This window comes from Anaerotaenia torta, from assembly GCF_050433395.1.
GTDB classification, from domain to species: Bacteria; Bacillota; Clostridia; order Lachnospirales; family Lachnospiraceae; genus Mobilitalea; species Mobilitalea torta.
The window spans coordinates 66744-78851 of record NZ_JBNPXH010000015.1; the positions used below are offsets into that span (position 1 = coordinate 66744).

Sequence of the window (12108 nt, forward strand, 5' to 3'; positions counted from 1 at the left end):
ACCGGTACACAGCTCTTTTTACATATATTATTTTATACACATTATTCGCCGACTTCGGCTTCAATTCTCTCCATCAGATCCTCCGGATCTAATCCATGAACCATAGCTGCCTCTTCCAAGGTCTCAGCCTGGGCGGACGGGCATCCAAGGCAATGCATCCCTATATCTAATAATACCGGAATAATGCTCTGATCAATAGCAATCGCCTGCGCAATTGTCATGTCCTTCGTAATCTTTGCCATATTTTCTTCCTCCTTAATAAAATGATATTTTAACCTAACTTGTAGGATTTCGTCTATTATGACGCGGTTTTCCGCTTTCGCAATAGCTTAGGCCTATTATATTCTATTGATCCGGGAACGTCAAGCCTCCATTTAAAATGGGTGTCTGTCAGCAGCTTGTCAAATCTTCAAAATAGCCTTGCAATATTTATCATACTATATTAAAATATAATGGATCTTTAGGAAAAGGAGGTTGTTTGAAGATGGCATATACTATTAGCGATGACTGCATCAGCTGCGGCGCATGTGTAGATTCCTGCCCCACAGAATCCATTTCTGAAGGCGCTAATCATTATGAAATTGCTCCGGATACATGTATTGACTGCGGAGCATGTGCAGATACATGCCCTACAGGCGCGATTTCAGCATAACAAAAGCTACATAAAAAGAGTGAGGCCCTTTGCGTTTTCTTCGCATCTGCTTCACTCTTTTTTTCTATCTATTCCCCTGTAACAGTTCAGATGGCAATGCCCTCTCCTTTATATGTACACCCTGTTTTTCTTAAAAAACTTTGATTTTTTTCTGCGGTCTGTTGTGGCCGCGGACATCATTCTGCTTTTCTGGTAATCCCGCAGGGTCGCATCAAATTTGCGGTAACGCTCTTCCTCTTTTTCCTCCTGCAGGCGCATCAGATAATTCATTTCCTTGATTACACCGTCTGTAACATTGGCGCTGATGTCCTGGGAAAGGGCGATATTATTCTCCTTCAGAGCCTCTAATACAATATGGCTTAATACAGCCTTAAACTGATCCATCTTCGAGCCTGTCCCTTCGGTAATGTCGCCGCTGCTTTCTGCAATCAGGCTTGTCCCGCCTTCCTCCGGTTCCCCGCTCCCCGGCTCTTCCTTTTGCAAGCCCTCATCTTTAAGCCTGTCCTTTCCCAGTCCTTCTTTCTCTAACTCGTCCTTCCCCATATCCTCTTTCCCCATCTCATTCTTCTCCCGTTCTTTCTCATCCTGCTGCATGTCCTGCTCCTTTCCATCCTGTCTTCCTATCAGAAATACCTCAGCCTGAGCATCCAGCATCTCCGGTTTATCTAAATCAGATATCAGCATTTTAATGGCCTTTAATTGAAATCCCCGTTCCTTTAATATCTTGACCTTTTTAAAAAGCTCAATATCCGCTTCTTTGTAATATCGCTGTTCCATTTCATTTCGGGAAATCGGTAAGCCCAACTGCTTTTGCCAGTATCTGAGAACATGGGCTTCTACATCGACTCGCTTTGAGGCCTCAGAAATCATATACCTAACTTCCTCCACTCCAACACCCTCCCTTATTATGTAATTATTTTCTACTTTTTACATTATAACATAGCAAATTTCAATTGCAATATTATATTACATATATTACCATTTTTTTGTCGACATAAAAAAAGGAAACCTCAAAGAAGTCTCCTCTTTTCTACAGTATAAGCATTCCGCTAACGTTCCAGATTGGCAAACTTGGTAAACTGGGCCTGCCATGCAAGCTTGACGGTACCTACCGGGCCGTTTCTCTGCTTACCGATAATAATTTCTGAAACACCGGGTTCTTCGGTATCCCGGTTATAATAATCGTCACGATAAATGAACATTACCACGTCGGCATCCTGCTCAATGGCACCGGATTCACGAAGGTCGGACAACATGGGACGCTTATCCGGACGCTGTTCCACCGCACGGCTGAGCTGGGATAAGGCTACTACGGGCACGTTAATTTCTCTGGCCAGGGATTTCAGCGATCTGGATATCTCCGAAATCTCCTGCTGCCTGGATTCTGATTTCCTTCCGGCTGTCATCAGCTGCAAATAGTCAATGATAACCAGCCCGAGATTTTTCTCCAGCTTCAGCTTGCGGCATTTGGAACGAAGCTCACTGACGGATATTGCCGAGGTATCATCAATGACCAGGTTGGAATTACCGACAAGACGGGCACTTTCCATCAATAATGCCCAGTCCTCTCCGCTTAGATTACCGGTTCGGATTGCCTGGGAGTCCACCCTGGAGTTCATTGCCAGGACACGCTTTACCAACTGGTCCTGGGACATCTCCAAGCTGAAAACAGCAGTGGTTACATTGGATTTTAATGCCACATATTCCGCAATATTAAGTGCAAATGCAGTCTTACCCATGGAGGGTCTGGCAGCAATCAAAATCAGATCCGAGGGCTGCAAGCCCGCCGTCTTATAATCCAGGTCATAGAAACCCGTTGCAACACCGGTAACACTTCCCTGGTTCTTAGCCGCCGCTTCAATGCTGTCGATGGACCGGAGCACCACCTCCCGGATATCTGTAAATTCCTTGGTCCCCCGGTTCTGTACGATATCAAATACCTGCTTTTCCGTCTTCTCCAGAATGCTATCCAGCTTCTCCTTATCCAGATAACATTCGTTGGCTGTCTCTTCTGCCACTCTGATCAGCCGGCGCAGTACCGCTTTATCCCGAACAATCTGGGCATAATACCTGACATTGGCGGAAGTGGGAACGGCGGTCACCAGATCCCGGATAAACTCCAGGCTGCAGACCTGGGGGGGTACATCCTTCTCCTTCAGCCGGTCCTGCAAGGTGACCAGATCCACCGGCTTTCCCTCATTATGTAACTCCAGCATGGTCTCATAGAGGATGGCATACTGCTGTTCGTAAAAATCTGTGGTAGTGATGATCTCGGAGACCGACACAATGGCATCCTTATCCATAATCATAGATCCGATTACGGACTGCTCTGCCTCCGCACTATGGGGAAGTATTCTCTTTATAAATGATTCATCCATCCTTACCCCGATACCTCCGTTCCTGCCGCTAGGCTCATACTTATGTCCATGTCTTTTACCGCATAAATCGCCACGAAAGTGCTGGCATGGACTCGGTTCCCGCTTTATTTAAACTTTTATTTTCTTCCACCTTGCTCTCACAAAAAGAAGTGGCAGCCCACTTCCCTTTGATCGGATATCATTATTCTCTTACCTGGCCAAGCTCCTTTATACCGCTTCCACCAGTACCTTCAGCTCCGCTGTCACCTGGGGATGAAGCTTTACCGGCACCGTGTAAGAGCCCGCATTCTTAATGGGATCATTGAGTACCAGCTTTTTCTTATCAAACTCCAGATCAAACTGCTTCTTCGCGGCCTCTGCAATTTCCTTCGTGGATACCGAGCCGAAGGTCTTGCCGCCCTCACCCGCCTTGATGGATACCTTGATGGTAAGTCCCTCCAGCTTCTTGGCAAAGGCTCTTGCTTCCTCCAGAATCTCCTTCTCCCGTTTCTCCTGTGCCGCCTTCTGCATATTCAAATCATAAAGGTTCTGCTTCGTCGCTTCCAGGCCAAGTTTCTTCGGCAAAATGAAGTTTCTGGCATAACCGTCGCTGACCTTGACAATCTCCCCCTTCTTTCCGAGGGCTTTTACATCCTGAGTTAAAATAATATCCATTTCTATCTCTCCTTTCGTTATAGGGGCAAAAACACCGAGGACTACAGCTCTCCTTCTTCGTGCATCTTCATTAAAGTATTCTTTACTCTTGTAAGCGCATCCTGAACGGAGATACCCTGCAATTGCGCACCGGCAACACTCAGATGGCCTCCGCCGCCCATCTTCTCCATGATAATCTGAACATTGACTTCATCAATGGACCGGGCACTGATATATATTGTATCATTATAATCTGTCAAAACAAAGGTAGCTTTGATATCATTGATATTCAAAAGCTCGTTGGCTACCTGGGCTCCCAGAATCATCGGACTGTCTCCATCGGAACCGGCACAGACGGCAATGGCAAAATGATTCAAGAAAAGCTCCGTGCTGTTGATGGCATCCGCCTTAATCTTGAAATCCGTCATCTCACCGCGGAAGGATTTCCGTATTCTGGTCACATCCGCACCGCTTCTTCTCAGATAGGCCGCCGCTTCAAAGGTGCGGACGCCCGTTTTGGTCAGAAAGTTATTGGTGTCAATCATAATTCCCGCATAAAGCGCATCCGCCTCCACAGGCCTCAGCTTCAGATTACCGCCGATATACTGCATGATTTCCGCAATCATCTCACTGGTAGAAGAAGCATAGGGCTCCACATAGGAAAGCACTGCCGTATCAATTGCCTCATTGGTCTGGCGGTGATGGTCAAAGATTACAATCGTTCTGGTATATTCCAACAGCTCAGCGCACTCCAGATAGCTGGGGCGATTCACATCAACAATCACCAGAAGGGTGTTATTGTCCACCACTTCCTTGGCCTGATCATTTTTCAGGAACATGTCCTCTTCATAATCCGGGCTTCCCACAAAACGGTTCATCATGGGACGCAGAGAGGAAGTAACCTCATTAATGACGATATGCACTTTCTTGTTGAAGGATTTGGCAATGCGATATACACCGATAGCGGCCCCCAGAGAATCAACATCACCGATTTTGTGTCCCATGACAACAACCTTATCCTTGGCTTCCACAAACTCACGAAAGGCATGGGCCTTGACTCTTGCCTTCACTCTTGTGCTCTTCTCTACGGAAATACTCTTTCCTCCATAATAGGATATCTTCTCCCTGTCCTTCACTACCGCCTGATCCCCTCCTCTGCCAAGGGCCAGGTCAATGGCAGCTCTCGCATACTCGTAGCCGCTGATATAGGTATCGGCATTCACGCCAAGGCCGATGCTGATTGTGACGGACATGTCATTGCCGATATTAACCCCCCGGACGTCCTCCAGTACAGAGAACTTACCGTTTTGCAGACAAGGGAGAAACTTTTGCTGGAATACAAAGATGTACTTGTCCTTCTCCAGCTTTTTAATAATCGCATCAATATTCTGCATATACTTGTTGATCTTCCGGTCAACCAATGCAATCAACAGGGAACGTCTTACTTCATCGATGCTTTCCAGGGCCTCTTCATAGTTGTCGATATACAGAAGACCGGTAATCAGCTTCTGCTCCTTATTCTCCCTTAAAAGCGAGATAATCTCGGTTTCATCATAGAGGTACATTGCAATTAGTGCATTACTGTCATCCCAGACCTTTTCCGTATCCACCAGATCAAAGCTGATATCCTCTGTAAAATCAGGCGCTACCACCTTGCGCAGCAGAACCTTGTAATTACGGCCGTGAAGAACGATATGGAGCACCTCATCCTTCTCCTTCTTGGGCAGGATCTCCTGGGTGATCTCCGGAATGATATTCGTAATGGAACGCTTGGCTGCACTTCTCTCCTGAATGATATCCATAAACTCATCATTGCCCCACTGCATCCTGCCTTCTGTATCCAGTATGGCATAGGGAAGATTCAATTCCTTCAGCAGACGCTTCTGAACCTGACCATAATCCATGGCATAACGGACCAGTTCGGCTGCTATCTTATGGCGCTTCGCCAGGTAAATGGTCATCGCCATGGCAAAGTATACAGCGGTAAATGCCGTCATAACATAACCGGCCAGCCGGTCAATGGGATAAATACTCAGATTCATGCACAGTAATACTAACGTTAATAAAACAGGCCATAGTAAATATGCTCCAAGTGCACCTCTAAGTTTGAATTTACGGTTCATCCTAAACTCCTTAATTTAAAATACAGAATTAATTGCAGCTTATCAATATCCGGCGATACACGACCTATTGCCTTTGATAACCTACATTATAACATTAAAATGGTATATTTAAAAGACAAAATATTGAAAATCCGGTAGTTTCAGTATTACTGCTACCGGATTCATATGGTTTTCCTCTGGATATATCTGGTCCAGATCAATGTTCCCTTGATAATACCTGCTGCGCTTGGGAAGATTCTTCCCCGCTTTTGTTGGCGCTCACAATTAGATACGCTTCCTGCCTTATCGTTTGCATAAATATCCAATTTTATTCCCCTGCTGTCCGGGAGCAGGCCAATTGGCTTCTGATTCATTCCCTTGGCAAAGAGAAAATCATTCCCAAGACTGAGTTCTTATAAGCTGCTATTGTCATTCCATCTCTCATTTCATAATTTAATTATAGCATATGGCATAGCTTTTGTCAGTTTCATTTTTTATTGACTGCCATGAAAAAAAGTCATTCCCGGTAGGAATGACTTTTCACTGTTTATTATTTCCTCATCAATTTCTTATAAGATAGTCAAAAGCGCTCAGCGCCGCAGCGGCACCGGAGCCCATGGAGATCACAATCTGCTTGTACGGGCTGTCGGTACAATCCCCTGCCGCAAATACTCCCGGAAGGCTGGTGGCATTATGGGTGTCCACCAGGATTTCTCCCATACGATTGCGCCCGACCGTATCACCGAGCCAGTCGGTATTGGCTGCCAGGCCGATCTGGACAAACACACCCTGCAATTCAATGTGATGCTCTTCTTTCGTCTCCCTGTCACTATATGTGATGCCGTCCACCTTACTGCTGCCGGTGATCTCCTTCGTCTGCACATTCTTAAGAACCGTCACGTTGGGCAGACTGTAAAGACGCTGCTGCAGCACCGCATCCGCCTTAAGTTCCGGCAGGAATTCCAGAACCGTCACATGACGGACAATCCCAGCCAGGTCAATGGCCGCCTCAATGCCGGAATTACCGCCTCCGATCACCGCCACATCCTTCCCCTTAAACAGGGGACCGTCACAATGGGGACAATAGGCCACTCCTTTATTCTTAAACTCCTGCTCTCCCGGCACCCCCACATTCCTCCAACGGGCGCCGGTAGACAGGATTACGGTCTTACTCTTTAATATGGCACCGCTCTCCAGCGTAACCTCAAGATACTCCTTCTTCTCCAAAGCCCGGGCACGCTGGGCCGTCATGATGTCCACGGGATACTTTTTCACATGCTCCTCAAGGCCGGCAGCCAGCTGGGGTCCCTCAATGTAGGGAACACTGATCAGGTTCTCGATCCCCATGGTATCTCTTACCTGTCCTCCAAACCGTTCTGCCACAATGCCGGTGCGTATTCCTTTTCTCGCAGCATAGATTGCCGCACTGGCTCCGGCAGGACCTCCGCCGATAACCAGCACATCATAGGGCTCCTTTTGCTCCAGCTCCGATGAAGCTGGCTGGCTTCCCAGCTTTGCCAGGATTTCTTCCAGAGTCATCCGGCCGCTTCCGAAGAATTCTCCGTTGAGATACACGGAGGGTACGGCCATAATATCCTTGCTTTCAACCTCATTCTTGTAGGCCGCGCCGTCAATCATGATATGGGTTATACCAGGATTATAAATACTCATGACATTCAGTGCCTGAACCACCTCCGGGCAGTTATGGCAGCTCAAGCTGATATAGGTTTCAAAATGATATCGCTCCTTAATGCCTTTTACCTGTTCCAGTACTCCGGCATCCACCTTCGGCGCTCTGCCGCTGACCTGAAGCAGTGCCAGCACCAGAGAGGTGAATTCATGTCCCAGCGGAATTCCGGCAAATACTACCCCGGTATCCTCTCCCGGGCGGTTGACACTGAAGCTGGGGGTTCTGTCCAGGACCGCCTGCCCCACTTTAATTCTGGAGGACACGGATGCCAGTTCTTCTGTCAGAGCAGTCAGGTCCCTTGAGATGTCATCGCTTCCCGCACTTAACTTGATCTGTACATCACCTTCCATGAGCTTTAGGTACTCTGCCAGCTGTTCTTTAATTTCCGCATCCAATATCATAATTATGTCCTCCTTCATTTATCCATTCCACTTCCTGCAATCTTATGTCTCCTTAAATCTTCCCTACCAGGTCAAGGCTGGGCTTTAATGTCGCTGCTCCTTCTTTCCACTTTGCAGGGCATACCTCACCGGGATTCTTTCTTACATACTGGGCGGCCTTGATCTTATTGATCAGGATGCTTGCGTCACGCCCGATATTGCCGGCATTGATCTCTACGGACTGGATCACGCCATCGGGATCAATGATAAAGGTGCCCCGGTCAGCCAGTCCATCCGCCTCGATTAATACATCAAAGTTCCTGGAAATAGTATGGGAAGGGTCGCCAATCATGAGATATGTGATCTTCTTAATAGCTTCCGAGCTGTCATGCCATGCCTTGTGTGTGAAATGGGTATCTGTTGAGACAGAGTATACTTCCGCACCAAGAGCCTTTAATGCCTCGTAATTATTCTGGAGATCCTCCAATTCGGTGGGGCATACAAAGGTGAAATCAGCGGGATAGAAGCATACGATGCTCCACTTTCCTTTGAAACTCTGTTCTGTAACTTCTACGAATTCTCCGTTGTGATAGGCCTGAGCCTTGAAGGGTTTTACTTCTGTTCCTACTAATGACATAATTAATTACCTCCTGTGAATTTGAATTTATAAATTTTTTGGTTATAAAATGATTATAATAATTAATAACAGTAACCATTACTATTATTATATCAAGGATTTACAATCTGTCAAGAGGAAAACATAATTTTACTTATATATTTTTACGTAAATTTTCAAAGAAACTATTAGCGTTACCTGGGCTGTATTGCCTTATGTCCATGATCAATATGGTAAGTGAAGCATCCCGGATGGAATGAACTTAGTATAAGCCGATTTGGAACGATAAAATGCAGCCGGTTGGTATCCAACAAGCTGCATTTTATCGTTCCGGCGTTACTATCTCTTTCTATATCTCCGATACCCTATCCATGACAGAACGATACCGCAGAATACCACCCCTGCTATGGCGGCGGCTTTCCAACCTCTCCATGGCTTATCTTTCTCCGCTTTGGGGGCGTTCTCCCCACTCCGGCTGCTTTCCGGTATGTCATTCCAGTCTGTTACCGTTCCCTTTACCCCCTTGTCCAGAGCCATCTCCTCTGCTGTTTCCTCCGGCAGAGGGGCCGCATAGGAGTCGGCAAAATAAATATTATCAAAATAATAGGTTCCCATATAATTCGCGCCGATACGAATCTCAATAATTGCTGTTCTGTCAATATCGGCATCGGTCATATCCAGATACAGCTTCTCCCAGCCGTACGCGCTGGGCATAACCTGGGCCGAGGTGAAGGATGACCAGGTACGCCCGTCCTTATCTGCCAGCGTCACTTGAAGTGCCTGATTTCCCTTTGGTACATACGCATCAAAAAGCAGATAGTCCAGCCCCGTTGTATCTACTGAATCCCTGATTGCAGGCGTGATGCATACATTCCTTGAGGTTGCCGTAGGCCTTCTTTCCGCTCCTTCTACCACAAGCTGGATTACCTGACCGTTTTCCGCATCGGAACGGATCTTTGAGGCAGGGACGATATCGGCCGACGCATCCGTGCCGGCACGCAATGCCATCCCACCAAGCTCGGCATTCTGAAACCACCTTCCAGCCCCGGCAGAAGCATCTTTCACCGTAGTATTCTTCCCTGCCGCCGCAACCCGGAGAAGATCAAAGAGGGTTCTATTCTTCTGAAAGCTCTCAGCTGTTCCCACCTTACTCCATTTGCTCCGAATTTTCTCTTCTGAATCATTATAGATATCCACCTTGGGCGTGGTGCCTGCCGTACTGTTATAGATACCCCAGCTTCCCTGATCCACGGTCTTGTAGGTCCAGGTAGTCCAGCTCCATCCGTTTTCTTCGTATACCTTTAATGCATAGGCCCAGCTGTTCAGCTTCTCAAACAGGGTGAATTCTCCGACCAGCACCGGAACATCAAAGCCTGCCTGACGGTCATTTACCACCTTGGAGTCTGTGAATTTACGCTGTGCCACCGCATCTCCGATTCCGTCCCAGCCATAATAGTGATACTCATACATCACATTCTCCCAGCCATACTCAGAAGGCTTCGGCATATGAGCCGGGTCCCAGATGGCATTGAAGATTATGATGTGGTCCGGATCAACCGCCCGGATGGCCCGGTATAGACGATCCATAAACGGAAGCTGCACCCCTCCCCATGGATGCCTCTCGCTCTCCGCTCCCTCCGGCTCGTTCAGCAGATCATATCCGGCTATCACAGGATTGCCTCTATAATGCTGTGCCAGCTGCTCCCACAGGGAAATCGTCTGCTGCTGGGATGCCTCATCCGTAAACAGAATCGATCCCGAGGTATCCCCGGAATGGTCCTTGCCATTCTGAGAACCCGGCGCCGCATGGAGATCCAGAATAACATAGATTTCTCTCTTGCCGCATTCCTCCACAAACCAGTCCAGTGCTGCCATGGTATCTGCCCGGAGTCTTCCTTCTTCATCCAATAATCGGTAGCAGGAAAGAGGAAGCCGTACGACATTGAAATTTAGTTCCTTAAAATTATCGAAATCCTGCTCTGTCACCCAGGCCTCTTCATATATCCGGAACAGCTCATCCGCCTTCTCTTTTCCAAAACGCTCTGTTAAGACTGCGATGGCCGTCCTTTGGTCAGCTGCCGTGGTAGGGCACATCCAGGCTTCCATCACCTGCCATCCGCCGATATTGGTTCCCCGAAGAACTACTTCTTCCCCTTTACCGGCATCATTACGCAGTACTTTTCCATCCGCCTTTAGAAAAAGCTTTGATAATTCTCCTGTCATATCCTTCTCCTCCTCTGATCCTAATTCTTCCCCCGGTTTTACCGCAGTCTCTGTCTCCCCGACTTCTTCCTTCTTCCAAGCTTCTCCGGATTCCTTAACCTCCCCGGCCCTCACCGTAATGACAGTTCCCTGCCATGAAGCCATGCTTCCCAGAAAAAGACACAGGAAGAAAACATATCTATACTGTTTCATTCCCTTATTCATCCCAACCTCCATCTCTTTCCTTATAATCTAGCGCAAATGTCCTCTTTATACAACTCCTCTGCACCGGGATATCTACCGTCACAAACCTGCAAAGGGCCGCCGCAGAATCTTTCATGTGAGGGAAGTCCATACGACCCCAGGCCTTACATGAAATGTTCTTGCGACAGCCCCTCGCAAAGATATCTTCACTCCTTCGTTACAGTTCCTTCCGTCCCAGCTCTTTGCCGGGTCTTATTTTTCTTCCGCCAGGCGATTGATCTCCTCACTCTGGTATACTCTTACATAATCCACAACCATCTGCTTGGGAAAGATACCCTCATCCACACCCTTCGCTCCGCCCCAGTCTCCGCCTACCGCAATATTGAGCAGCAGATGCATTCTCTGGTCAAAAGGCCATTCTTTATAAGTGGGGTTAGGCTTGTATTTCACCGGCTCAAAGGTAAAATACTGCTCACCGTCAATATAAGCGATTATTTTATCCGGAAGCCACTCTACCGTATAGACATGGAAATCCTCACTGACCCCCTCCACACGCTTGGTTGCCGACTTCTGTGTGTTAATTTTGTGATAATAGGACTGGGTATGGACGGAGGCATGAACCTGGTTCATGTCATAGCCTACATGCTCCATGATATCAATCTCTCCCGAAGCAGGCCATGATCCGTAGAACCAGTCTGTAGGAAGCATCCAGATTGCAGGCCAGGTTCCCCGTCCGTCCGGCAGCTTCGCCCGAATCTCAAACCGGCCGTAGAGCCAGTCTCCCTTTTCTTTGGTGATCATCCGGGCCGAGGTATACTTCATCCCCTCATAATCCTCTTTTCTCGCTTCAATCACCAGATTGCCGTCCTCTACATAGGCATTCTGATCGGAGGTATAATATTGCAGCTCATTATTGCCCCAGCCGCTTCCGCCGACATCGTAATTCCATTTGGTATCGTCGGGCAGACCCTCGTAATCAAATTCATCGGACCAGACCAGCTCATAGGTCAGAGAATCATAGTCATATTCAAAATTCTTTGCCTTCAGATCCTTCTCCGGTACCTCCTCTATCTTGCTGGGATCAACGTATGCAATGGAAACCGAACTGCCGGTCCGAAAGCCGCTCTCCTTCTTGCCTCCCATAAGGCTGCATGCCCCTAAAGGCAGGCAGAGCAAAAGCCCGGCTGCTGCCACTGCAGTTCTATATATTGCTTTCTTCATGAAATACCTCCATACTTTTGTTGTCTTCCT

General features: G+C 47.6%; 11 protein-coding genes. 1 reads left to right on the plus strand and 10 read right to left on the minus strand.

The features are described 5' to 3' along the window. Positions 1-41 precede the first annotated feature (41 nt). Positions 42-242, minus strand: a complete 201-nt coding sequence (locus tag HNQ56_RS20950) for a DUF1858 domain-containing protein (protein WP_429150135.1) — start codon at positions 240-242, stop codon at positions 42-44. 242 nt (positions 243-484) lie between these two features. Between HNQ56_RS20950 and HNQ56_RS20955 the strand changes: the two genes are divergently transcribed. After that, the gene (locus tag HNQ56_RS20955; RefSeq protein ID WP_429150137.1) at positions 485-652 is read left to right on the plus strand and encodes a DUF362 domain-containing protein; all 168 of its coding nucleotides are present in this window, start codon (positions 485-487) and stop codon (positions 650-652) included. Between the two features lie 108 nt (positions 653-760). Here the strand turns inward: HNQ56_RS20955 and HNQ56_RS20960 are convergent, their stop codons facing one another. The 9 genes from HNQ56_RS20960 to HNQ56_RS21000 all read right to left on the minus strand — a co-directional run bounded on the left by HNQ56_RS20960 (position 761) and on the right by HNQ56_RS21000 (position 12078). Further along, entirely contained in the window at positions 761-1540 is a 780-nt protein-coding gene (locus tag HNQ56_RS20960; RefSeq protein ID WP_429150139.1) for a helix-turn-helix domain-containing protein, read from the minus strand. Between the two features lie 161 nt (positions 1541-1701). Then, on the minus strand, positions 1702-3030 hold the full coding sequence (gene dnaB, locus HNQ56_RS20965) for a replicative DNA helicase (protein WP_429150141.1): 1329 nt from the start codon (positions 3028-3030) through the stop codon (positions 1702-1704). 207 nt (positions 3031-3237) lie between these two features. Beyond that, positions 3238-3684 carry a 50S ribosomal protein L9 gene (rplI, locus tag HNQ56_RS20970; RefSeq protein WP_429150142.1) on the minus strand — a complete coding sequence of 149 codons (447 nt, stop codon included), beginning with the start codon at positions 3682-3684 and terminating at the stop codon, positions 3238-3240. 41 nt (positions 3685-3725) lie between these two features. Continuing rightward, positions 3726-5786: a DHH family phosphoesterase gene (locus HNQ56_RS20975; RefSeq protein WP_488167877.1), complete on the minus strand. Its 2061-nt coding sequence runs from the start codon at positions 5784-5786 to the stop codon at positions 3726-3728. A gap of 161 nt (positions 5787-5947) precedes the next feature. Beyond that, a complete protein-coding gene (locus tag HNQ56_RS20980; protein WP_429150145.1) occupies positions 5948-6139 on the minus strand; it encodes a hypothetical protein in 192 nt (63 codons plus the stop codon). A 187-nt stretch (positions 6140-6326) separates the two neighbouring features. Further along, the gene (gene ahpF / locus HNQ56_RS20985) at positions 6327-7856 is read right to left on the minus strand and encodes an alkyl hydroperoxide reductase subunit F (RefSeq protein WP_429150146.1); all 1530 of its coding nucleotides are present in this window, start codon (positions 7854-7856) and stop codon (positions 6327-6329) included. Between the two features lie 52 nt (positions 7857-7908). Next, the gene (gene ahpC / locus HNQ56_RS20990; protein ID WP_429150147.1) at positions 7909-8472 is read right to left on the minus strand and encodes an alkyl hydroperoxide reductase subunit C; all 564 of its coding nucleotides are present in this window, start codon (positions 8470-8472) and stop codon (positions 7909-7911) included. Positions 8473-8790: 318 nt separating this feature from the next. Beyond that, positions 8791-10866 carry a glycoside hydrolase family 5 protein gene (locus HNQ56_RS20995; protein ID WP_429150149.1) on the minus strand — a complete coding sequence of 692 codons (2076 nt, stop codon included), beginning with the start codon at positions 10864-10866 and terminating at the stop codon, positions 8791-8793. A 243-nt stretch (positions 10867-11109) separates the two neighbouring features. Beyond that, a complete protein-coding gene (locus tag HNQ56_RS21000; RefSeq protein WP_429150150.1) occupies positions 11110-12078 on the minus strand; it encodes a glycoside hydrolase family 16 protein in 969 nt (322 codons plus the stop codon). Between the last annotated feature and the right edge of the window lie 30 nt (positions 12079-12108).